22 protein-coding genes and 2 pseudogenes are annotated in these 23178 nt (G+C 56.9%); 14 read left to right on the top strand and 10 right to left on the bottom strand.

Annotation, left to right across the window (positions count from 1 at the left end):
• Nucleotides 1–80: 80 nt before the first annotated feature.
• Nucleotides 81–227 (bottom strand): hypothetical protein, encoded by a 147-nt coding sequence (locus AMC88_RS33660; protein ID WP_004677729.1) that lies wholly within the window; start codon nt 225–227, stop codon nt 81–83.
• 228 nt (nt 228–455) lie between these two features.
• Between AMC88_RS33660 and AMC88_RS15185 the strand changes: the two genes are divergently transcribed.
• The 5 genes from AMC88_RS15185 (at nt 456) to AMC88_RS15165 (ending at nt 6172) form a co-directional block, all read left to right on the top strand.
• The gene (locus tag AMC88_RS15185) at nt 456–668 is read left to right on the top strand and encodes a hypothetical protein (protein ID WP_064825483.1); all 213 of its coding nucleotides are present in this window, start codon (nt 456–458) and stop codon (nt 666–668) included.
• A 99-nt stretch (nt 669–767) separates the two neighbouring features.
• Complete coding sequence (locus AMC88_RS15180) at nt 768–1973, top strand: trypsin-like peptidase domain-containing protein (RefSeq protein WP_064825482.1); 1206 nt, start codon at nt 768–770, stop codon at nt 1971–1973.
• A 148-nt stretch (nt 1974–2121) separates the two neighbouring features.
• On the top strand, nt 2122–3036 hold the full coding sequence (locus AMC88_RS15175; protein ID WP_064825481.1) for a hypothetical protein: 915 nt from the start codon (nt 2122–2124) through the stop codon (nt 3034–3036).
• A gap of 764 nt (nt 3037–3800) precedes the next feature.
• A complete protein-coding gene (locus tag AMC88_RS15170; protein ID WP_081282704.1) occupies nt 3801–5144 on the top strand; it encodes a tyrosine-type recombinase/integrase in 1344 nt (447 codons plus the stop codon).
• Nucleotides 5141–6172 (top strand): hypothetical protein, encoded by a 1032-nt coding sequence (locus tag AMC88_RS15165; RefSeq protein WP_064829991.1) that lies wholly within the window; start codon nt 5141–5143, stop codon nt 6170–6172. The genes AMC88_RS15170 and AMC88_RS15165 overlap by 4 nt, the downstream gene beginning before the upstream one ends.
• Before the next feature lie 249 nt (nt 6173–6421).
• Here AMC88_RS15165 and AMC88_RS15160 read toward each other — a convergent pair whose 3' ends face one another.
• Nucleotides 6422–6727, bottom strand: coding sequence for a helix-turn-helix domain-containing protein (locus AMC88_RS15160; RefSeq protein ID WP_064829990.1), 306 nt, complete (start codon nt 6725–6727; stop codon nt 6422–6424).
• Nucleotides 6728–7243: 516 nt separating this feature from the next.
• Here AMC88_RS15160 and AMC88_RS15150 point away from each other — a divergent pair.
• The 3 genes and pseudogenes from AMC88_RS15150 to AMC88_RS34070 form a co-directional block, all read left to right on the top strand.
• On the top strand, nt 7244–7630 hold the full coding sequence (locus AMC88_RS15150) for a hypothetical protein (protein ID WP_064829988.1): 387 nt from the start codon (nt 7244–7246) through the stop codon (nt 7628–7630).
• Nucleotides 7620–9629 carry an AAA family ATPase gene (locus AMC88_RS15145; RefSeq protein ID WP_064829987.1) on the top strand — a complete coding sequence of 670 codons (2010 nt, stop codon included), beginning with the start codon at nt 7620–7622 and terminating at the stop codon, nt 9627–9629. The genes AMC88_RS15150 and AMC88_RS15145 overlap by 11 nt, the downstream gene beginning before the upstream one ends.
• 439 nt (nt 9630–10068) lie before the next feature.
• A pseudogene (locus AMC88_RS34070) lies at nt 10069–10217 on the top strand (LysR family transcriptional regulator); the annotation flags it as partial.
• A 113-nt stretch (nt 10218–10330) separates the two neighbouring features.
• Here AMC88_RS34070 and AMC88_RS15140 read toward each other — a convergent pair.
• From AMC88_RS15140 to AMC88_RS15125, 4 genes are all read right to left on the bottom strand, one after another.
• Nucleotides 10331–10705, bottom strand: a complete 375-nt coding sequence (locus tag AMC88_RS15140; protein ID WP_064829986.1) for a thermonuclease family protein — start codon at nt 10703–10705, stop codon at nt 10331–10333.
• On the bottom strand, nt 10702–10923 hold the full coding sequence (locus AMC88_RS32085; protein ID WP_081282703.1) for a hypothetical protein: 222 nt from the start codon (nt 10921–10923) through the stop codon (nt 10702–10704). Before AMC88_RS32085 ends, AMC88_RS15140 begins: the two co-directional genes overlap by 4 nt.
• A gap of 5 nt (nt 10924–10928) precedes the next feature.
• On the bottom strand, nt 10929–11699 hold the full coding sequence (locus AMC88_RS15135; RefSeq protein WP_064829985.1) for an SOS response-associated peptidase: 771 nt from the start codon (nt 11697–11699) through the stop codon (nt 10929–10931).
• 638 nt (nt 11700–12337) lie between these two features.
• Nucleotides 12338–12538 (bottom strand): hypothetical protein, encoded by a 201-nt coding sequence (locus tag AMC88_RS15125; RefSeq protein ID WP_064830083.1) that lies wholly within the window; start codon nt 12536–12538, stop codon nt 12338–12340.
• Nucleotides 12539–12671: 133 nt separating this feature from the next.
• Here AMC88_RS15125 and ligD point away from each other — a divergent pair.
• Nucleotides 12672–13721: pseudogene (gene ligD / locus AMC88_RS15120) on the top strand (non-homologous end-joining DNA ligase).
• Nucleotides 13722–13842: 121 nt separating this feature from the next.
• Here ligD and AMC88_RS15115 read toward each other — a convergent pair.
• From AMC88_RS15115 to AMC88_RS15105, 3 genes are all read right to left on the bottom strand, one after another.
• The gene (locus tag AMC88_RS15115; RefSeq protein WP_064829984.1) at nt 13843–14517 is read right to left on the bottom strand and encodes a tail fiber domain-containing protein; all 675 of its coding nucleotides are present in this window, start codon (nt 14515–14517) and stop codon (nt 13843–13845) included.
• A 36-nt stretch (nt 14518–14553) separates the two neighbouring features.
• On the bottom strand, nt 14554–16020 hold the full coding sequence (locus AMC88_RS15110) for a M12 family metallo-peptidase (protein WP_064829983.1): 1467 nt from the start codon (nt 16018–16020) through the stop codon (nt 14554–14556).
• 503 nt (nt 16021–16523) lie between these two features.
• Nucleotides 16524–16814: a hypothetical protein gene (locus AMC88_RS15105; protein ID WP_064829982.1), complete on the bottom strand. Its 291-nt coding sequence runs from the start codon at nt 16812–16814 to the stop codon at nt 16524–16526.
• A 388-nt stretch (nt 16815–17202) separates the two neighbouring features.
• Between AMC88_RS15105 and AMC88_RS15095 the strand changes: the two genes are divergently transcribed.
• The 5 genes from AMC88_RS15095 (at nt 17203) to AMC88_RS15085 (ending at nt 21236) form a co-directional block, all read left to right on the top strand.
• Nucleotides 17203–17403, top strand: a complete 201-nt coding sequence (locus AMC88_RS15095) for a DUF3606 domain-containing protein (protein WP_335726531.1) — start codon at nt 17203–17205, stop codon at nt 17401–17403.
• A 230-nt stretch (nt 17404–17633) separates the two neighbouring features.
• Nucleotides 17634–17807 carry a hypothetical protein gene (locus AMC88_RS33655; protein ID WP_167355289.1) on the top strand — a complete coding sequence of 58 codons (174 nt, stop codon included), beginning with the start codon at nt 17634–17636 and terminating at the stop codon, nt 17805–17807.
• Nucleotides 17808–18401: 594 nt separating this feature from the next.
• Nucleotides 18402–19487 carry a dsDNA nuclease domain-containing protein gene (locus AMC88_RS15090; RefSeq protein WP_064829980.1) on the top strand — a complete coding sequence of 362 codons (1086 nt, stop codon included), beginning with the start codon at nt 18402–18404 and terminating at the stop codon, nt 19485–19487.
• Nucleotides 19484–19717 (top strand): hypothetical protein, encoded by a 234-nt coding sequence (locus AMC88_RS33650; RefSeq protein ID WP_167355288.1) that lies wholly within the window; start codon nt 19484–19486, stop codon nt 19715–19717. Before AMC88_RS15090 ends, AMC88_RS33650 begins: the two co-directional genes overlap by 4 nt.
• Complete coding sequence (locus AMC88_RS15085; RefSeq protein ID WP_167355287.1) at nt 19671–21236, top strand: hypothetical protein; 1566 nt, start codon at nt 19671–19673, stop codon at nt 21234–21236. Before AMC88_RS33650 ends, AMC88_RS15085 begins: the two co-directional genes overlap by 47 nt.
• Nucleotides 21237–21502: 266 nt before the next feature.
• Here the strand turns inward: AMC88_RS15085 and AMC88_RS15080 are convergent, their stop codons facing one another.
• Nucleotides 21503–23149 (bottom strand): DNA recombination protein RmuC, encoded by a 1647-nt coding sequence (locus AMC88_RS15080; RefSeq protein ID WP_237353150.1) that lies wholly within the window; start codon nt 23147–23149, stop codon nt 21503–21505.
• Nucleotides 23150–23178 lie beyond the last annotated feature (29 nt).

Here is a 23178-nt window from a genome sequence, read left to right as displayed (position 1 = left end):
AGCGATGCGCGGTTTGCGCAAGACATGCAAAGAATCGAAGAGGCAAGGGCGGCAAGCGATCGGAACGACCGCGCCCCGCTTCAGGCGCCGAAATCATCCATGAAAGAGGGATGAATGGCAGGCTTGCGTTCTTCGCGGGCTTCGCGAAAACGCTGGGGAACCGCACCGAGACCGGTCACGAAACGGGACAGGAGATTGCGGTTGAAAAGTTTCTGTATGGCACTCATGGCATTTCACTCATTCTTTTTTTTGTTAGCCGGCAGCGTATATTTTGCCCAGGTTGCCGTCGCAATGGGCAATTTTGCATGACAGTTATGTGACAGTCGCGGATCACATTGGCGTTAGGCGGGGCCGCCGAGGCCGCTCTGCCGCCATAAATCCTCGCAGACACAGGGGATCGCGTGGTAAATTGTCCGCTTGCGGCTAAAGCCTGCCCCTCCGAAGGAGAAGCTCAGATGAACCGATTTTTCGCCCTTGTCGCGACCGGAACGCTGATCAGCCTTGCCACGATCACCTCGGCCTGCACTTCGTCAGGATACCTCGATCAGACGTCGTCGATCGACGGCGGTTATTATCACGACGGCGGTTACCATTACGAGAGCCAACCGCTCAACCCGGCCTGCGCGGATGGATTCAGGCCGAGTGATGGACGCTCCTGCAGTTATTAAACCCGTGTCGATCGGCAGTTGGCATTAAGCTTGAATACAAGAACCGGTTGAAAAGCACCCGCTCGAAGGTCTAGTCTCCAGACAACTGGGGATATACTGATGGCAACCGCGTGTCGCGCAACTTTGAGCGCTTTCTTTACCGCTGTCTTTGCTTCCACATGTCTTGCCGATGGCCCGACGTCATCGGGAACCGGTTTTGCAGTAACGACGGACGGCTGGTTGCTGACCAACGCGCATGTTGTTCAGGGATGCCAGCGGATCGAGGTAAAGGGCAGGGGTGACGCCATTGATCCCCGCATCGACGCCGCCAACGATCTGGCGTTGGTCAAGATCAACGCTGCGGAGCCGTTCAAGCCGCTCGTCTTCCGGCACGCGCCAACGCGGCTCGGCGACGACATCCTCGCCATAGGCTTCCCGCTGGCGACGTTGCTGTCGGATTCGGTCAAGGTCACTACAGGCAACGTCAATGCGCTTGCGGGACTTCGAAACGACACTCGGTATATCCAGATTTCGACACCGATCCAGCCCGGTAATTCCGGCGGCCCGGTCGTTGACCGCGACGGTTTTCTTGTTGGCATTACCAGTGCGACGCTGTCGAAAGGCATCGCGGACGAGATCGGCATCACAGCGCAGAACGTGAACTTCGCAATCCGCGCTTCCGTTGCCGAGCTTTTCCTGCAGTCTCAAAGCATCGCGGGGCAATCCGGCGACAGGGCAGCAAACCAGCAGACGATCTCGACAGCTGACTTGGCCGACAAGATTACGCCCTCCGTGTTCCAGATTCTCTGCTACGGCGAGGAGCAGGAACAGGCGTCGACTAAAGCACCAAGCGCGACGACTAATCTGCCCGCACAGCCCGCCGCTTCACTCATCGATGCTCGCGGCTACGACGCGATCGGCTTCGACTACCGAGCCGTCAAGGATATCACTTATTCGGGGTGCCGCGAGATTTGCGAAGGCGACAGCCAGTGCAGAGCGATTACCTACAACACGAAGTACAGCGTTTGCTTCCTCAAGGATAATGTTGTCGCTCTGATACGGAATTCGGACGCGGTCGCCGCCTATGCATCGTCAAAGGCAGCCGATGTGATCGTGTCTGATTTTACGAGCTATTCCGGCATCGATCTTCCCGGTGGTGACTACAAGCGCTTGAGAGGCAGCAACTATTTGCAGTGTTTCACCGCCTGTATTGGCGACAACGCTTGTAAGGCGTTTTCCTATGTTCCCAAAAAATCGGAGTGCTGGCTCAAGGACACGATCGGTCGGCCTAAGGCGACTAAAGGTGTGGAGTTAGGGATCAAGTAAAACAGTGAAGGCGGCCTCACCGAACAAACTCGCACACGATGCCATGACGTCGAATTGACCTATTCACTGGGGGAAAAGGTAGGAGTGAGAAGGAAGTGATGTCCGCGCGCACGCTTTCGAAGTCTACTGGAGTGCTGGAGGAGTAAGGATGGGAAATTCTCAGTCAAGCCTGACGAGTATTCGTCAAGGTGCATCCGGGGGGAAGAAAACTGATTTGCAGGATGATATGTTCTATCCGCCGCGAAACATGGTGTGCACAGAAGCCTTTAGCCTCTTTCTGGATGAATATCATCGTAACCTCGACTACTTCTTCTTTGTTGTGCGGCTCGTAAGCTTCGTTGACCAAGGACGAGTTCGAGCTGCAAAGGCGCTCGTTACAGCGGAGGCCGACGCAGATGAACGTGCGCGTTTGGAAAAAACTGCCAACGATCCAGATGCCGCTCTGCGCGAGTTGACGAAGCACTCGACAGTGCAGTCACGTAATTTAACTAACGGCATCGTTAATGCCTTCCAGCGCTACTTTTCTTCAGTCATTCACAGTGCGGCGCTCAAGAAACCTATAATAATGGCTTCGTCACAGACGATCAGGGTAGATGACATTTTTCGTTTCACGCGCCATCAAGACTTGGTGGCCTTCATAATCGATCGCAGAATTAACGATCTCTCTTACGGCGGTCTTTCCGAAATGGAGAAGTATTTCGATGATCGGTTAGGCGTCCAAATGTTTGACGCGGATCGTCAACGTCAGCTGCTCCGTCTTTTCGTCGAAGTGCGGAACATCAATGTCCACAATGGAGGTCTCGTGAACGAGCTCTTCGCGAATCGTGTCGGAGTGGTAGAAGGCTTCCCCTATAAAAAGGGAAGGTCTTTCCACGTCGATATGGATGCTCTCGTGTCACTATCCGAAAACGCGATGCAGGTGGCTCGGCGTATCGATGAGATGGTCAGCAAAAAGTTTGGGTTGAAGCGGAGGAGCCATCTTGTCTGGCAAGAGAATCGAAAAGCGGGAGGTGCAAAGAGCAAAGATCTATCGAAGACCGATCTAGGAGCCTCACACCGATAGTAGTGGACTAAACTGGCGTCGGCTTAGAAATTTCGAAACCCTGTGTCAAAAATTGCGGAATTTTTGCGTCCGATCATAAAGGGCGAGCCTTAGTCGTCGAAATGCTACTAAGCTACTGAAAAAATGGTGGGCCCGGAGGGACTCGAACCCCCAACCAAGCGGTTATGAGGCGCCCGCCGCGACCGGGCGGAAACGTTCACAACTCTCCAAGAGCGACGCAACCGGCTGAAATCCCCTGCGCTTTGCCCAAGCGCCGCCACCACCGGCATTCACACACCGTCACCGGCGCCACCTCCCATGTTGTCAGATTTGTTGTCGGAAATTTCGACCCGTCGCAGCCGATCGCGCCAGATCACGCGACCTCCGACGGACCGCCGCTACGTTCCAGCGTCGTGGCGCGAGCCGGAGTCGGTCGAGAAGCGCCACCTCGCCGTGCGCCCCAGAAGGCGGCCACGTCTTCCTCGAAAGACAGACGTGGGCAAGCTGCTCGGGTTCAGCCCAATTTCCGGAAAAGGACGGACGAGGCCAACTGCGCTATCGATCCGAGAACTGCCGCAAGCGAAAGACGCGCGTCCCGCTCTCAGTGCGGCCGGCGTGGCATTGTAATAGCTAGCGCCCAAGCCGCCGAGAGCGGTCAAATGCGGTCTTTAGCGGCCAGGAGCTGCCTATATAATTGATAATATTGACTAATTTGTTCGTTTGGAGTTTCCTTAGGGCGTGGGCTGCCGTACCCGCGGCTGCGGAACCGAACAGAGGATCGTGCGATGGAGAGCATGGGCCGGGGCGACAGGAAGAGCGTGAAGAGCTCCGGAAAGGAGGGCAAGGTGCGGTTCATCCGCGACGGCGACGTCCCCAGCCTCGAGCTGCGGATCGGCGCCAAGGGAATGCGGACCTGGGTGATGTCCGCTCGGTTCGGCAGCGCGAAGAACCCGACGCGGAGGGCTGTGGGAGACGCGCACACGATGTCGGTCGACGATGCGCGCGCGAAAGTGCTCGAGTGGAGGGCGCTGAACAGGCGCGGAATCGATCCGGCGGAAGAGGCCATCCTCGCCAGCCTGGAGGATGAAAGGCTGAGCCGGATGACATTCCGCAAGGCGATGGAAGACTACGTCGCCTGGCTCCCGGAACGCAAGCGGAACCGCAGGGCCGCGGGCGACCAGAAGCTGTGCCGTCGCGAGTTTCTCGATCCGGAGCGGAACCGATGGATCGACAAACCGCTTCACAAGGTCACCGAACTCGACGTCCAGAACCTGATCGAAGCCATTCGCGACCGGCCTGCTCCGACCGAGGCCTACAACGCCTTCAGCATGTTGAGAACCTTCTTCAAGTGGATACTGAACCCTAAACGCAAGGACGACTACGGCATCGCCCATTCGCCGGTGATCGATCTCACGAACGAGCACATGGAGCTGCGAAAGAACAAACGCAAACGTACCCATAACTCCGATGAAATCCGCGCGTACTGGGCCGCCACCGAAGCGACGCCTTATCCCTGGGGACATTTCTTCCAGGCGCTCCTTCTCACCGGCCAGCGCAACTCGGACGTCAGAAAGGCGGCGTGGCCGGAGTTCGACTTGAAGAGACGGATGTGGACGATCCCCGCGTCTCGCTTCAAATCCGACCGCGAGCAGCTCGTTCCGCTCTCCGTGCCGATGATGCAACTGCTGGAGCGCATCAGGGCGCTGCAACCGACGGTCCATGGTCCGTACGTCTTCAGCACCACGGACGGATGGAAGCCCATCAGCGGAATATCGAATGCGACGAGGCAGTTCCGGCAGAAGATGGCCGAGATCTACGCCGAGGCGCACGACGAGCCACTCGAACCCTGGGTTCTCCACGACGACCGTCGCACGGTCCGCAGCGGACTGAGCAACATCGGCGTCCCGACGGACGTGGCGGAGGCAGTCATCGGACACATGAAAAAGGACCTTGAAGAGACGTACAACACCCACTCCTTCAAAATCCAGCGCCGTCACGCCCTTCACCTCTGGGCGGAGGAGTTAAAGTACGTCATCGACGATCCCGAGCGCAGCCTCGACGCGGAGGAGAACGAGATGCCCGACTGGCCTTCGCGCTGGAACGAGACGAAGCCGGTAGGGGCGAGATGATCACCCGCGACGAACTCTACCGTCTAGTTTGGGCGGAGCCGGCCTCCACTCTCGCCTTGAAGCTGAGGGTGTCCGACAGCTATCTCTGCCGGGTCTGTACCGCGCTCGAGGTCCCGCGGCCGCCGCGTGGGTACTGGACGAGAAGGAAGGCTGGCCTGGAGGCGCCTGTTCCGGAGCTTCCGCCCCTGCGGCTAGGCAGCCCCGACAGATGGTCCCGCGACCGGGCGGAGCAAGTTCAGATCAGACCCTTCTACAGTAGGTTTCGAAGGCGTTCTCCGGGGCTGACCGAGACCGAGCATCCGCTGGTTGCTGCGTCGCGTCCTCATTTCCGAGCCGCAGCATCGAGGTCCGCTCAGCTCGAGGAGGCGGACGACGCCGATGACTTGCCCGCCGACGCCGCCATCAAGGATAGGGAAGACGCCGCGGACGCGGCCGACGCCGCGGCTGCCGCCGAGAGCTATCTCAGGCTACCGAAGCGGCTTTCTATCATCGACGTGACCACGTCACGCTCAAGACTTTCGGCCAGCCTGGAACTGGCCGACAAGCTTTACAGAGCCATCGAGGCGCGTGGCCACCGCGTGCTCATTGCGGCGTCCTTCGAGAGCTTCGCGCGGCTGTCAGTCGATCGGGACGCTGTGATCCTCGGCCGCCCTCGGGATCCACGGGAGGATCATGCGCGACGGAGGCCGACCGTGGCGTACGTCGGGTCGACTCCGATCGGACTCGCGGTCGTCGAAGCCGGCAGGGAGACAAGGCTGCACTACGCCGGACACGGGAGGTTCCTGTCGGAGGCACGGTGGAAGAAGCGAAGGCGTGCCGGACATTCCTGGTCGGTGACGCGGTGGCTGCCGACAGGTCTCCTGAAGATCGTCGCCTACAGCCCGTTTCCCTCTGTCGGATGGCGGCGGGAGTGGAACGAGACTAGGGAGGGCGCGCTGACGGAGCTGGTCGATCAGATCGCCCTTGACCTCGAGAAGGTCGCGACGCGGGTCGGAGACTGGCAAAAAGCAGACCGACTGTCGGGATAGGACTCACCGCGATCGGACGTGTGGCGTGGCTGACAGTTCCGGACGGTCGAGAAGATCGGAGCAGGTCAGCGCCGTGACTGTCGTCGAGCCTCGCTGTGCTGCAGCGATCGGGGAGAGAGTTCGGACCTTATTTGGTTGCTAGCGCTCGAAGTCCGACGTGGGCAAACGTCCCAACAATGACGAGCCTGCATTAGGATCGACATATACCTCGAACGAAGGCCGAGAGGCCCCAATGACGCTCAATTCGGATCAACTTACTGCTTTCTTACGTTTGGAGGGCGGAACATTTTCTAAGGCATTCAACTTCGCTGGATCAGCCTTGGTATTCGCGTTGAATATTCCCCACCCTCTCTCGTCAGCGGGCGGTACAAACTCTATCCCTTGATCTTCGTAGAAGCGCTGAAGTGAAGCGACGTAGTGGACGATCACGTCGTCGCCTCGCTCAATTCGCTGAATGGTTTTCCGCGAAACTCCGAGCACGGCTTCGACGTCGTCCTGGCTAAGGCCGAGGAACTCTCTAGCGATCTTTAAGATTGGGCGCGGCACCGGCTGCATAAGGATTCATAACCACAGATTTCGAGCCCGGCAAAACGCAGGAGCAATAAATGTTGACGCCCGCGCGTCTTTGCGCATATTCAGACGCCAAAGGCGCCTTACAGTCTCTTAGGGTCCGGGTTCCCGTGTGTGGAATCCTTCCGTCTCTTTCTAAATTCATCCGGAGATACGAATCATGAATTTTCGCATCACATCGTCGATAACTGGCTTGAAGAGGCACACGTCCGACCTCGAGCGTCTGCAAGCGAGCGGCATCTTCGCTCCAGCACTCATGGCTTCACCGGTCCTCACGCATTGGCGTCGCGGTTTTAGAGAGGTCGGGTGCCTGGAGGGCATTGTCGAAGGGCATTCGTCTCTTCCGGATGGTCACGTCATCTCCACGAGCCAGGTGTGGGCGCAGTTCCATGACGAAGATGAGCGCTTCGTTCGAACACTCAACCGCTGGCATCGTCTCGGTTCGCGGAGCAGTGTTGGCCATGCGCCCGCGGACGGGCCGCTTTTTGGGGGCCGACGCGGATGAAACTTCTGAGATTCGGCGAGTTCGATGGCAACTCGTCCCTTCGGGCCATCAATTCGAGGCTGCGTATCCACCAGCAACTGGCGGACGATCTCCGGCTGCTCTTGAAGGAGCGGTCCATTCCGCACCTCGATCCCGATTTCGTGACCTTGGTCGAGGATTGGACGATCGAGAACTACGTGTGCCCGGTGCTCGTCGGCCGCTTTCAAGATCCGAGAAGGCCCGGCGGCCTTCCTGCCGATTGGTTGAGCTTCAGCACTCAGCTGGAGCTGGTTTCAGTAGAAGCAAAGGCGGCCCGCTCTCTGACGCAATGGTATCGCCTCGGCGAACCGTCGCCTTTGGCCAAGGACGCCGTCGATATCTGGAGTTTTCCGGATGGCCGATAGCGATCAATATCTTGTAGAAATCCGTCCGCGAATCGCCTCCGGCCGCCTTCGCGACATCGTCGGGAAATCCCCTGGAGTCTTTCTTCTGCATGCAGCATTTCGCCGGGCACTGCGGTCCCAGCATCGGCTCCGGAATGGGCTTCCATCTCTTGTGATCGTTATTGTTGACACTGAGGAAATCGGCGATGTCTATCGAAAGGCCGCTGAGCTCGCGCTGAGAGCCCGGATCGAACCATGGCAGCACCTTCGGCGGCAATCGCAGGCCGTTGTCCATGTGTTGCCACAGCTATCGAGAAAGAAATCGAAGTCAAAAACGCTCTCATTCCTTGAGGAGTATGGACGGTTCGATTCTGTCCTGGTCCTTGCGCGCAATCGGTCCGACTTGCCGGAAGAGTTGGCAATCTTGGCGGACGGCGTCGTCGATCTCGAACCCCCGACGGCAGATCACATCAACGCGGCCCGCCTGTTTCTGGGCCGTCAGCCGCTGGAGGAAGCCGTTGCTACGGCGATCGGCCGTTTAGATCTCCCGTTGATGGTGACACTCACGACCAAAGCCCGCGTCTCTCCGGAAGTCGTCCGCAAACTAAATGCCGCCAACCCTGCCCCAGCTACAGAGGCTGTACCATTCCTGGAGGAATTGCCAGGTTATGGACGCGCGAAAGAATGGGGCTTGGCTTTCGTCGAAGACGTTCGCCGCTTCGGTTGTGGAGAGATGGATTGGGGACATCTGGATCGAGGCGTCCTTCTCCATGGTCCACCCGGAACCGGAAAGACCCTGCTTGCGCAGGCGCTTGCCAAATCGGCAGGCCTGCCGTTGATCACGGCATCGGTCTCGCAATGGCAATCGTATGGCCATTTGGGAGATTTGCTCGGGGCGATGCGTCGGACCTTTGAGACAGCTCAGGCGCAACAACCCTCAATCATCTTCCTTGATGAGCTCGATGCGATCGGCGACCGAACACAGTTCGCAAACAATCATGCAAATTATTCGCGTCAGGTGGTCAACTACCTTCTCGAATCCATAGACGGCGCCGGAGGACGACACCAGATCGTCGTTATCGGGGCAACGAACTTCCCGGAAGCTATCGACGACGCACTGCTGCGAAGCGGACGCCTGGAAAGACATATCCGGATAGGCCTGCCAAACGAGCGGGAGCGCTTCGACATTCTGCAATTTCACCTCAAGCTGACGGACGACATGGCGGGGCTGAGAGACATAGCGGCCGATCTTGAGGGTTGGAATGGTGCCGACCTTGAGATGATCGCTCGGGAAGCCAGAAGGATTGGACGCAGACAGAGCCGGCCGGTCCAGGTCGCTGACGTTGCCAGCTCGCTTCCGCCGGTTCAGGAACTATCCGAGGAGAGCCTACGACGGATCGCTGTCCACGAAGCGGGTCATGCCATCGTTGTCCATGTGTTGTCACCACGAGCCAAAATCAGCGTGGCGATCCGGCGGCAAGTGAGATTGCTGGGGTCGAAGGCGCGCCTGCGTGGCGGCGCCGTAAGATATGAGCTGCCGGAGGACGAGCGCTCACTCGATACTCGCGATCAGTTTGAATCTTTGATCTGTCGGCTACTCGCTGGCGCTGCAGCCGAGGAAATCGTCCTGGGCTGCCGTTCGAGCGGCTTCTCGGGATCGAAGGGAAGCGACCTCGACGAAGCCACTGTCCTGGCGACCCAAATGGCCGCCTCGTTCGGAATGGGCAGAAGCCTGCCATTTCTCATAGAATCTCGTCAAGTGACCACAGAGAGTGCGAGAAGGCTGCCGAATGCGCTCCGTGAAGATGTCAGTCGAATCCTTGACCAGCAATATTCCCGCGCCACCGCCATTCTAATCGAACATTCTGCCCTACTCGATAGGGTTGCTGCCGAGCTGTTTGATAGAGCAACGCTGACAGCGGGGGACTTCGATGAGCTGATCGCCGGTTGTGCAGCGGCGCCAAGGCAAGCCGCGCCCAAGGTAACTGCAGGAGTTACGCAATCGCCATTCTCAGATTAAAATCGCCGGGACTAGTGACCGTCAGGTGGCGCGCTTTTTGAGGGCTTCGCGCGGCCGGCCCTGTGTGACGAGCTTTCGTTGTCTTGGCCGATCACCATGAGTTGAGTTGTCCCGCGATGCCATATCCGCATGATCGCCGTCCCGCTTCGTATTGGACATGAGTTCCGGCCTCTCGGCTGGCACGCGCCGGACGTCATCCCTTTCGTTCGCGGTCATCCCAGAAGCCTCATAGATAGAGCCAAGTCTGCTGCATTATATTACCAAACTAGGCGCCATCATTCCATGAGTAACAGCCTCGCTATGGCGGCGCGCCGACGATTTCACTTCCCGCTGCGTTTTCCGTGCCCGAATACATGCGACGTACAGAGTCGCCGCTCCGTCTCATTTACCTCGTCAAGCTACGCCTCCTCGGCCGGAGCCAGGACGCGTTCATCAAGGGGTCCTGGTTACGGGTGCCGCGCGTCACATGTGCGGCGAGCCATGGCTTCTTACGCAGGGAGAGCCCGCAAGAGGAAACGCGACCGCCTGTTCACTGAATTTATATCGCGGAGGCTTGCACTGCATTCGGCGGCGCTCGCGGGGCTGTCCGGGACCCCCAGGTGGATGGTGTCATTACGTCACCGGCGAAACACACCTCATGACGATTATCATGCAGTGCTGAGCGTCGCTTTGGGAGCAGACCGGGAAATTGCAATGCCCGGCTAATTACACCAGTTGTTTCGATGACCTGGCGCCCACGATCGAGCGAACCCCTCCTGTAGCAGCCTCTTCCCGATCTCTTCCCCATTCGTTCGATAGATGTTGATGAGCGGCCGGTGCGACTGCGTTTTGTCTACCGCGCCGCTCCATTCGATCCGCAAGCCCTTTTCTGCCAGAAGCTCTTTAAGCCTTCCCTTGGCGATCAGCGCCAGCTTCCGTTCCTTCATGCACTTCGCGTGCGATCCGATCTCCGGCGTGTCGATGCCCGATACGAACGGGACACCTTCCCCCAAAAGCCGCATATTCCGCCCATCGCATTTCACAGTGTCGCCGTCGACGGCAGTGAGCGAGGCACATAGGATCAAGCCCGTTATCAATTCGGTGCCTCTTTCTCTGCCGCATCGAGCTTTCGTCTCAGAGCCTGCTCCTGCTCGTAGGTCTTGTGCGGAAAATGCTCCCAGCACCACCATCGAACCGGAATTGCCTTCGAAGGGCTATTGCCGAAGCCTCCCCATTCCTCGCAGCCGGGCTCTTCGCAATAATGTTCAAAGTGCACATTGGCACCTGGTGCCGATGAGTGGTCGGTGATGCTCATGGCGTTTATAGCAAATCCGTTTGCGCCGGCTCCCCGGCGGTGCTGACGATGGTCGAGCCGTAGGCTTCGCGCGATATCACCTTGATTGCGTCGTTCGTCAGCGGGCGAGCGAGCGCCTTTGCCTCTTCCCAAGGGGCGTGCATCCATACGTCAACTTCCTCTTGGGTCAGCAGCAGGACAGGCATTGCCTTCGCGTGGATGGGTTTGACGACGTCATTCGGGTCGGTGGTCAAGAAGGCGTATAGGTCGTCGGTCGTAAGGCCATCCTTGACTTGCCGGACGCTTTGCCATTGCGGAACGTGGATACCCGCGAAGAACATCAACGGCTTGCCTTCGTCTCGGGCGAACCAGGCGTTCGGCGTGCTTCCGCCGTCCTGTTTGCTGGCTGGATCAGGCTCGGCAAAGCTGGTCACGGGGACAATGCAACGGCTCTGGACACCGAACCATTTCTTCCAGTGGGGAACATAGAGGCTCCGGATGTTGGTAACACCCTTGTCCGGCTCCATACGGATGAGCGTGTCCATGTCGGCGGGCTTGCCCTTCTGCCGCAACTTCTCTGCCCGAGCCTCGGCCGCCTGCTTTATGACGAAAAATGGCGAGGGAAGGCCCCACCTGGCATGGACAAGCTGCTTGCGACCATCGGCAGTGTTGCGAACGATCGGGCCCATTTGGTCCGGGTTCATCTGGTAGGCCGGCATCAAGTTGACCAGACTCTCGACGTCTTGCGCCCGCTTATTGACCCAATCCTTCGCATCCATCCGGTATAGATTGCACACATGTCCCTCCGTCGGCGTCCAGGCCCCATTGCTGTCCACTTCGTCCGTGCCGATGAACTGGCCGTTCCAGCGATCCCTGAATTGCTCTGCAGCTTCGCGGCTGCTGAAGCGAAAGACAAGATAGCTATCCCACTCGATCGACGCGCTATAGCCCTCCGATCTACTGTCCAGTGCGAACGCCGAGGTGATGACCTTGCCCCGATCTCGAACGGAATAGGGGTGCTCGCCGGAGTGATAGTTGCCCCATCAGAGTATGGCGTGATGAGGAAGATCAGTTTTTAGGCGCCAGCGGGCGCTAGGGTTATCTCGGCGCGACACCATCCTATAAAACTCCATCTTCCCATATCGGCTTTTTGACCGACGTCACTTTGACCAGTCGGCGCACTGAAAGCTTGCCGATTTCAGACCCCCAAATCTGGACGATCTTCAGGTTCGTGTATTCCCTTCGGTCACAGAGCTGACATCGGAACCGGCCGGCCAAGCGATCGAGGCTCACGTCTTTCGTCAGCTTCAACAAGTCTCTCGGAAAAAACCGATAGAGCAGAGCTGGCACGTTACCTCGAGCACTTGATTAGCCTCAGCCGCGTCGCGCAGACTCCACCCGCGCAACTTCTTGCTATAGTTCATTTCCGGCATTATCAGTCTCGGTCGTATCTCGGCCGCCACCCGCGCGTGATGCCTCGGCCCATAGCGCCTTCGGTCAGCACTAACTGCCAGCGAAGGTGACGGATGTCTGCCAGGAGGGTTCCTATCGCCGCTTGCGCATCGCCTTTGTGATAAGCAAGCACCTCGGCAATCTCATCATCAACCATGGCTTCGCCGATCGGCTGCTCGCGCATTCCGTGCTCCATATTTCCGTTTTTTCAGATCGGCGGCCGCACACCGATGTTCTTATTATGTTCTCGTCGACGGATGAGTCAATTATCAATCTTGGTCAATTGCTTTTTAAGGTGTTGCTGATGAACTGCTGGCATGACAAATCCGCCGCGCAAGCCTTCCCAGCCGCTCCTCGGCGAGGCCGACGCACCGCTCCGCAGCCGGCCGCGCCGCCGGCGCGATCCCGCCCAATCTCAACTGCTTCTCGACCCCATGCCGGCACGCATCGATCCGTGCCTGGCGCTGCTGAAGCCACGACCGCCGAAAGGCCGGCGGTGGGCGTTCGAGGTGAAATGGGATGGCTATCGCCTGGCTGTCACATTGAGCCCAAGGGCGTCCGCATCCTGACGCGGGGCGGGCACGACTGGACGGCTCGCTTCCCCGCGATCCTGGCGGCTGCAAAGCGCCTTCCTGTCTCGACGGCGATACTGGATGGCGAGGCGGTCGTGTTCGATGAGCTCGGCAGGTCTGATTTCGGCAAACTTCAGCAGTCACTCGGGGGGAAGGGCGGCAAGCGGATATCGTGGGAATCGGTCTGTATGGTCTTCGATCTACTCTATTTCGATGGTTATGACCTCACCGAGACAGAGCTCACCGCCAGGCGCCACCTCCTTGAGGGTTAGTGCCCGCCGGCGGGGAGGAGGCTATTGGTCTCTCAGAGGAGATCGGGGCGGACGGGGATACGCTCCTGCGCATCGCTTGTGAGCATGGGCTCGAAGGGATCATCGCTAAGGACCGCAACAGCACCTATCGCAGCGGCAAGTCCGGTGATTGGCTGAAAATCAAATGCATCAGAGCGACGGCTTTGCGATCGTTGGTTATCAGAGGTCCGGCTCGGCGTTCGGAAATTTCGGCGCGCTGCTTCTCGCTGCGCGCAAGGGTGGCGAGCTTGTTTACGTCGGATCGGTCGGCACGGGCTTCAAGGCAGACGAGGCGATGAAGCTTCGCGCGAGGATGGACAAGATCAAGGCGACCAAACCGGCCGTCAAATATTCCGGTGGTCGCAAGCACCTGATCTGGATTAAGCCGAAGCTGGTTGCCGAGATCCAATACGGAGGCTGGACGCATGACGGGAAGCTCCGACATGCGTCCTTTAAGGGGCTGCGCGAGGAACAGGATCGCGCACCAGTTTATGGATTGGAATAAACTGCCACTACCAACAGCGATGAACACAACGTTTTGAATTACAAACCAAGGCCAGAAATTGTTCGCGGAATGAAAAGGCCTCTGCCACGTCACTTTAACGCGCAGAGGCACAATTCGCAGATCAGTTTACCATTGTAAATCCAACGTCGATCTTACTGTAGTCTACAGCCATGAGACCGCCGGAGAGTCTGTGAACCGCATCAGGCTTTTTACCAAGCACGTCCTGCGCTAACACACCTCGCCACCGAGTCGATGTTCCTAAATACGAAAACTCATAGATGCCAAGGCCGCTCGGAGATTGTCCGAGATAGACTATATTCTCTTTAAGACGTTGGTCTGAGAACACCATGCCTCCGATGATCACCGCTTTGGCCACGTCGTCTAGTACATCCGCCTCAGCAGCCGAACCTTCCGACTTTAGTGTAGGGTCCGAACGGAGCATGTCCAGCGCTACACCTATGCTGACAGCTAGTTTTACGTCTTGCGCTGCTTTGGGATCAGCCACATCGAGATTATTTTTATCCAACAGAGGCTTTATTTTCTTTGCGATCTCCACCATTCTCTCAGCATCACTCAGAACATCAGCATCTAGCCCTGCCTTGGAAAGATCAGCATTCGCTAGATCGTTTCCGCTCTTGTCCAGGAGATTGATGACGGGAACGTATGGCAAGATTAATTTCTGATGTTTGGCTATGAGAGCAGAAATGTCTTGCGCATCAGCACTTGTCTTATCCTGTGCCAAAGAAACTGTAGCTGACATAGCCAACAAGGCTATTCCTGTTATGACATGTTTCATTTTCTCCTCCTATATTTGCTTCCCTCAGTAATTGTCCTACCGATAGGCAGCGACAATAGCTCCAAACATTTGGATTGCGGTTCGTGTGCTCATATCTTTATCTTCTGTTGGAACAATAATCTTGCTATTTGGCCACTCGGGACCGCCGAAGATCCTTTCCCTTGGGCACTGTTCCTCAATCTTTCCCCTTGGGACATTGAGCTTGTCCACACAGTAGTTGGAGTAAGCCATGATATCTCGACAATACAAATTCACTCCGCATGTATAGGTTATGCCGTGGTTGCGGTCGATCGGCATTCCCTCCAGATTATCTCTGTATCTGTCATGACGCGCACCTAATACGTGCGCGAACTCATGTGCAAACGATAGATTTCCTTCCGCACATTGCCGAACAACCACAAAATACCCATATTCGCGATAATCCTTTTTGATATCTTCAGGAATAAACGAAATTCCGCAGATCGGCAGACCCCGTTCAACTATGAGAGAAACCACATCTATCTTGTTTTGATCGCGAATTTTCTGGACGTCATCGAGTTTACCGTCACCACTTGCTTGCAAAGCATCGCGCGTCTGGAGAACGTCACCAGTCTCCGTGAGATCGATTGTGCCAGAGTATGCTTTTTTTACATTATGCTGAATCGCGCTGGACTGAAAAATATCGTTCAGCTCTTCAATGAGGCCGTCGACAAACAACGCCATAGCCTCTTGGCCACCTTGTGCCTCCATGGCATCTCGAGTGTATAAAATGGCCATCCTTATCTCGTGCGCAGGAATTTTACTCGGATCAAGCCCGCCGTTAATGTCTAGGTCCTGATCGTTCCGCAATGGTACATCGGCAGGAGCTGAAGGCTGCGGCTCGGCCTCGTTAGGAAAGGGCTCAATTATTTCGTCGACGGCCGTAAGGCCCTGGGAGGGTGCATCTGCGGCAGCGAGACCCTTGAACGGATATATGTTGTAGCTAGATCCGCCAGCCTGAATCGTTCCGGTGATGATTGGACCTTTCATCGTAAGAACCACCCGAGATCCAGGTTGATCTTTTACTTCCCCAAGGACAATCGTATTTCCTTCTTCCGTGGTTTTGACCCGGCGAGGAATGAGTTCGACATTAACCTTGCGGCCATCAGGCGTATCAGGGAATAAATCCAACGAGAGAACAGGCAATACGTCTGCAGCTGCATTTTGCATTGAAGACAGTGCTGAGCTCAGGTCTGAATTGTTAAGAACGACAATGTTCCGGCGAGCAATTCTGTTATCGTCAGGTTTCATCACCGAAACGATAGACCCTGCGTCAGTGGGAGACACCGTCCCTCCTGGAAGGGCGTCCAGGGAGAATTGCAATTGGTTTGTCCTGGCAAGTGGTTTTAGCCGCTCGATGAAATTGGCTGCGTTGACCGGTGAAAATACGCTCACCCTCTTTAAATCTTGAGCCTCACTCATTGAAGCAAGCAGGATCAACGATACAGCAGCTACTCCGTAACCCACGCGATAGAGAGGCATCATTTCTCCCTCCTAGCAATTAGTAAAACGCGGTGTCTCAGCAACGGTAGCTCATGGCGATTGCAACTACTATGCGTCATCGTAAAGTAAAAAGCAAGCAAATACCATGAATGGTTGGGCGGCTTTTGATCAACGCTGCTTTGGAATGGAGAAAAGGGTAGCAGTATTATCAGGAAGGAAACGCAAAAATATCGAACGAATTCATGGACAGGAGCGCGGTATTACGCAACTTTAATTAATCCATACAGGTTGCCAAGAATTGTTTCTAAATAGAAGGCAAGCGGTTGAGGCGAATACGCTGAAATTCACTAACGAATCCAGGCACTATATGCCCCCTCAAACTCCACCATTCATTGAAATCAAATGCTCATTAACGGAAATGCAAGTCCTGCAGGAGTGCCAATCATTCGCGGCGCCGCCGCATCTGGCGCCGCTTCATCTCGGAACCGTCGCCATAGACCGGCCGGTCGAATTCGTGGCCCATCTAGATCGGCCTGCAATGTGGCTCAGGCGTTCCCGCCCACATCGCCATCCTCATCGAGCAGGTTTACCGGCAAATAGGTGTTCTTCTCCATCCACTCACGGACGATATACCTGATTGTGTCGTTGCGCGTCATCCCCAGTTCACCGGCCACGTCGCGGAGGACTTCTTCCACATCATCATCCATCGAGACGGCCGCGGCGTTGCGCAGCCTGAGCGCGGCTCGCCGTAACATGATCTGCAGATCTGGGCGCGATATGTCCGCGATCCGATCGGCGGCGTCTTCGAGGAGGGCAGCGGTGTCAGGATTGGTCAAGGTGTCTCGCCCAGAGCTGGTTCCTTAGCGGGCTCCGCGCACCTGAATGTGTCCCCGATCGAAACCGTTCTTTCAGTCGGGCAATCATCCAAATTGCGTTGGAATGGAAATGCGCAGCCGCCGAGGAGCGCACTTGCGAGAAATATGCAAATAAGGCGGATCATCATTTCATTGGTACAACCGTCGTCGCGATTTGCCAATGCTGGGCCTGGACGCATGACGGGAAGCTGCGCCACTCCTCCTATAAGGGGCTCCGGGAGACGGCCGACAATTCGGAAGTCTGCGAGTTGGAATGAAGCGGGCATTCGCGACGTAGGGGTCGAGTAGCCCGCTGCCTACTCGATGGCATGAGGAACCGCGGAACTGCTTAAGCGTTCGGTCTCCGCAAATGGAGGAAATGACGATGGCCGACGATAAGTCTAAACGAGGCGGCGCAGACCGCAGGAGGATATCTGCGAGTGAACCTTACGAAGTCGCATACTTCGCCCGTAAACACGGCATAAGCCGAGACGAGGCCGAGAAGATCGTAAAGCGTCATGGGTCCGACAGAGATGAGGCGAATAAGGCAGCCGAGCGTCTCAAGAAATAGCAAACGCGCCGAGCTCGACCCGAAGGGAGCACGGCGAGCCACTATGCGATCGACGCTGCTCCGTCGAACTCGCGAGTCTCAAACGTCCGCGGTTAGCGCCACGATCAAATAACGATTGGCCAAGTGCACAAGGCTGATCACTGACCGACCGGTTACCTGTAAGAATATGCGCTTGATTGCCATGGCAGCATCATCATCTCAGATACTCGACCTCGATCTGGAGCCTCGAGATGGACGATGACCTCCCAAACGAACTGATCGCCAGTCACGACATTGAAATCATTCCGCCGCGTCACGGCGCCTTCTTCGGTGCGGGCGCAATGACTTGTCTCTGTTGTCGACAATCCCGTCTTTTCATTGACGAGGATGCCTGTGGCATTTGCGAGGAATGCCTCGCGCCGTGACCGGTCACAAGGATTCGTAACCAGAGGACTTAGTGGGCTGGGCCGTCGTCCCGCACCTGCGGAAGGCTGTTGTCGAGCTACGGAGGGACGGGCTGCGACGTGCTCGCCAGGAGGCACTGTCCCCGCCAACGGCAGAATCGCCTACCACTTTCTTTCGCCACGTGATCGCGCGGACTGTAACCATGACGCCCGCCTTTGTTGCGGAGCTCGTCCGCGCAGCTAACGAGATCGACAAGATCTCCACTCTTGAAGTGACCAGATCGCTTCAACCGGCGATCGTCAGCGTTAGCAATCACCGAGAACTCCTTGGGAATCCCCGGAAGCGGCACCGCCGCGGACGAAGCCATCGGCTTTTTCGAGGCGGCGGCGACGGATTCCGAAGAGCGGGAGGCCGCTTACCGCGTCGTGGCCCTGCTGAAGGCTGCGGCGCGCGCGTCTGGGTCTACGAGCCGACACCGCTGACGTAATGGCTCTTCATTGCGATGCCGATGACCGCCATTGAAGCGACAACGTGCAGAGCCGCACGGTTTTGCGTACACTTCCATTTTATGCAAGAAAGAGTAGAAGATTTCGATCGCTCCGGAAAAGAATTCGTTGTCAAAACCTTCCTTATCAACAGTAGCAAAAAAGAAGCCTCGCGAGACCGCCGGAGCCGACGCGTTTCGCGCCTTCGACTTTCAGGTCAACACGTCGATGGCGCACATCCTCGACCTGTATCGCCAGGGCAAGGAGTTCGTCGCCGTCTTCGATCATCACGACGATTTGGTGCTCTTCGTCGGGGAAGACGAGGAATCTGAACTGTCGTTCTATCAGGTGAAATCGACCAGCGAGCTGACCTGGACGTCCGCAAGGTTGGCGAAACGTGCGGCCAAGGAGCTGCCAAAATCCATAATCGGCAAGGCCTATTACAACGTGGTCCAGTTCGGCCCCCAAATCCGCCGCGCGTCCATAGTCTCGAATCGGCCGCTCAGCGCTACGCTGGCGGCGTCGGCTACGTGTAGCCTGCATGATGGAGAGCTGTCGGTGGCGGATCTCTGCGACGATGATCAGACGCCGCTTATCAAATCGCTCGAGGCTGACTTTCCCGGTAGTTTCGACAAGACGCATACGAACCTGCTAACCTTTCAGCGGGTACCGTTCGATCTCGACAGCTATCGTGCCACGGTGCTCGGTAGGGTCGTAACGATGTTGGAGGAGCTGCACCCCGACTTTACTGCATGCGCAAGCCCGTTTTTCACCGCGCTGCTAGCAGCCGCTGGAGAATGCACTGGTAACAAGATCAAATCGGCCACGGTGGAGGAGTTGAAGGAACGCGTCTCTCTCAGTCGCGACGATATCAGCCGCATGATCGCCAGGGTTAAGGGACGGGCAAAGAACCTTGTCGAGTGGTGGCCCAGCGTGCATGAGGAACTCGTCGCAGGAGGCAGTCGTGCCCTGCAGGTCCAGCGGATTAAGAACACGTGCATGTCCTACGCGCATGCGCGGCGGGCAGGCGAGATGGCGGCTTCCGAGCTGAGCTTTGCAATCAGGGCAGCGATCGCGAAAACGCCCTTGGACGGGATGGACAGTGTTCTTGAAGCGGTCGCAGCCTTGAAGGCGCACGGTCTTTCCGAGCCGTCGTCCGCCCCTTACAACCTTCAGTCCGCGATGATCGTTGAAATCATGGAAACGATGACATGACGAACGACGATATGTCGAGACTTCGCCGCGTCCTTCGAAAACTGAGCGAGAGCAGCGATGCCAAGGGTAAAATTCACAAATCTCTACCTGTTGTCCCAGGTAGAAAAGAGAGCGTTACACGTACCCTTGAACTCGCCAAAGCTGTTGATCCAAGGCGAAAACGGCTTTGGAAAGTCGGCGATCATGAAGAGCCTTTACGAAGCTCTCGGGACGACGCCGAACAAGATTGACGAGCGCTGGAAGGGTGCTGACGTCGCAAGCTGTCTGGAATTCGAGTTCAAGGGTTCGTCTTGGTTCGCCGTGAAGGCGTTCGGCGCCTATTCCCTTTTCGACGACAACGGAGCCAGACGTTTCGGGGGGCAGCGTCTTGTCAAAGACTGGGGACCAAAGCTCGCCGAATTCTTCGAGTTCAAGCTTGAGATGGTGGACAAAGAAGGGGAGACGGTCGTACCCCCTCCGGCGTATCTGGTCGCTCCGTTCTACGTCGATCAGGACGGCGGATGGAAGGATCCGTGGAAGTCCTTCACGGATTACTACCTGCCAGAAAGCGCCGCAACGCTCGCCGATTACCACTCGGGGATCAAGCCGGACGGCTACTACGCCGCCAAAGCGGAGCTGACGAAGGAGAGGACCGCGCTTTCGAGCCTCGATACCGCTGTCGAGACACTTCGCCGGGCAGTGGAGCAGATTCAGAATATTGAGGGTACGACACCGACCTACGACCTGCAGGAATTCGCGAGCGAGTGCGACGACCTGGTAGCGGAAAGCGAACGCCTTCTTTCAGCCCAGGCTCGGCACCGTCGGATCGTCGCCGACCTCCACGAAGAAGGGCACCTTCTGAGAAGGGAGGCCGATCTCATCGCGCAGACGCTTAAGGAAATGCGCGGGGAGTTCGAGTTGGCGTCGTCGCTGCCGCGGGAGGTCGAATGCCCGACCTGCGGACATGAATACCAGAACTCGTTCGCCGACAGGTTCGCATTGATCGCCGACGAGGGCGTGCTGTCGAAGGCCCTGACCGACGCCAGGTCGAAGTTCGAAAGGATTGCCGAGAAGGAGCGAACGGAGCGTGACAGGCTTGGCGAGGTCAGCGAAAGCCTCGCCCGCATCGAAAAGATACTCGAGGTACAGAAGCGTTCGCTATCGCTCAACGACATCCTGCTTTCCACCGGCAAGACTGAAGCGGCAAGGATTCTCCGTGTCTCGCTTAACGAGAAGATCGTTGAGGCGGACGGATCAAGAAGCAGGGTCGAGTCCTTCAGATCCTCCATGAACGAGTATACCGATGCGAAGAGGACGGCGGTCATCCGGAAGTTCTACCGAAATCGTCTCGCCTCCTTCTCGCAGGAACTAGACGTCCATCTCGAAGAGCCCGATAAGCAGTCGATTTCATCGGTAAAGGCCGCACGAGGTAGCGAAGGGCCGCGAGCGCTACTCGCGTACTATTACGCGTTCCTCCACACGAAGATCGAATTTACGGAAAACGTCAGGTTCCCAGTGGTTATCGACTCTCCGAACCAGCAGGGACAAGACAAATTTCATCTTCCCCAGATGATGAAGTTCATCTTCGACCACGTGCCGGACGAGGCGCAGACGATCGTGGCGACGGAGGATGCGACAGGATTGGATTTGGATGGTGTGACGATCGTAAGGTATGGAGAAACGAAGCGTCAGGTTCTCAGGGAGAACGAGTTCGACGCCGTGAAGGCGTTTTTCGATCCCTATTTTCAGAAGATCCTCGCAATGGAGTGATCTGGTCTGTAGCGGCCCGCAGTTGGGGCCGTACGGGCGAACGAGTTCTTCGGGCAATGAAGATGACAACCCGAGTGGCCAAGATTTCCTCAGAATGGCGAGTTCCCTTTCCAGATCGCGGTTTGCCTATAGGGCCAGTATGTGATTGTCTGCCCGTCTTACAAGTGCCGAAGCCACTTCCTCGGTTCCAGCCGGCGGCGACGGCTGCGTGAAGTAGGTATCCGTGCTTACACATCCACGATGTCTACGAAAGCCCCTCACGGCGGCTACGCGAGGACCCTCGTGTCCGTGTCCTCGGAGTCGTCGTCGCTCGGCACGAGTTCATCACAAAGATTTTCGAGTAAAGCAGGGGCGTCATTGGCCCCAAGAATTTCTACGTTCCGTAGCTTTCTGTTCAGAGCGCGCTCGCGAACACCTACATGATCAAGCTGGGTGGAAGCCTCCTGAAGTTTTTTCTTTACCTTTTCAAGAACGGGACCGAACTTACTGAACTCGAGCTTAACTTCTGATAAGACCTGCCAAACCTCGCTTGAACGTTTCTGGATGGCGAGCGTCCGGAAGCCCATCTGCAGACTATTAAGGAGAGCAGCAAGAGTGCTTGGGCCGGCTACAGCTACACGATGCACACGCTGTAGTTCGTCTGCAAGGCCGGGCCGTTTGATGGCCTCCGCGTAGAGTCCTTCGGTCGGAAGGAACAGGATCGCGAAATCCGTTGTCCGAGGCGGCCGGATATACTTGTTGGAAATGTCTTTCGCAGAGTTTTTGATTCGGAGTTCAAGCGCCTTGGAGGCTTCTTCGACGGCTGCTGCATCGCCGACCTCTGAGGCGGCCTGCAGCCGCTCATAATCTTCTATGGGGAATTTCGCATCTATTGGAAGCAAGCATTCTTCGCTTTCGCTAGAACCGGGAAGACGAATTGCATACTCGACGCGTTCGTTCCCGAACTCTGACGTCATTGCGTTCGCAATGTACTGCGATGGCGTTAGGATCTGTTCCAGAAGCGCGCCGAGCTGCACTTCTCCCCAAGCACCACGAGATTTGACGTTGGTGAGGACGCGCTTCAGGTCGCCAACGCCGGTCGCCAAGTGCTGCATTTCGCCAAGACCCTGATGCACAGCTTCGAGGCGCTCGCTAACAATCTTGAAGGATTCCCCAAGCCGCTTATCGAGTGTCCCCTGGAGTTTCTCGTCGACTGTTACCCGCATTTGCTCGAGTTTATCGCCGTTCTCCTTGCGCAAAACACCGAGCTGATTCTCGAGACTTGTCTTCAGTGCCTCGCCCGATTTCGCGCTTGTCTCGCTGAGAGACTCAAGCCGCTTCGTGAAGTCCTCGTATTGATTCCGCTGTATTTCGAAGAGCTGCTGCGATTGCTCACGCTGGCTAGTGCCGAAACGATCTAAACTGATCGTCAACGTCTCACCCAAGGCTTTCGCTTGATCAGCGGTGGCGTTCTTCATGGTCTCCAGGGTGTTCCCGACCTGATCTCGAATCTCCTTGACCGAGACCAAGAGCGCGTTCTGGTTCTTTTCAAGCTGTGCCGCTGTATCCGCTGAATTTTGACGAAAATTATGAGAGACCTGCTCAAGATGTTCCTTTTGGTGCCGCGCGGTCTCTGTCGCTTGTGTTCTAAGTGCCTCGGCCAGAATGGTGATGTTTCGGGCGACTTCCTCGCGAAGATCCTTCGCGGAGGCGCTACTCTCTTCACGCGCCGTTCGAAGGTCCTCTCGAACGCTACGCTCCAATTTTTCCTGCGCCGCCTCAAGCCGATCGAGCTTTGCCAGGACATCGCGTTCATCCAGCCTCGCTACGACCCGCGAAAGCCGCTTAACGCCGACCAACGCGACGATCATCGCAAGAATGGAACCCACAGCGGCTACGCCCCACAGTCCCCATTGAATATATTCCTGCTCCACCGGGAGTTCTCCATCAAGGCAAAGGGCGA

This window comes from Rhizobium phaseoli, from assembly GCF_001664385.1.
In the GTDB taxonomy this organism is placed as follows: Bacteria; Pseudomonadota; Alphaproteobacteria; order Rhizobiales; family Rhizobiaceae; genus Rhizobium; species Rhizobium phaseoli.
Note: the sequence above shows the minus strand (reverse complement) of the source record. Positions and strands in the feature narration are given on the sequence as shown.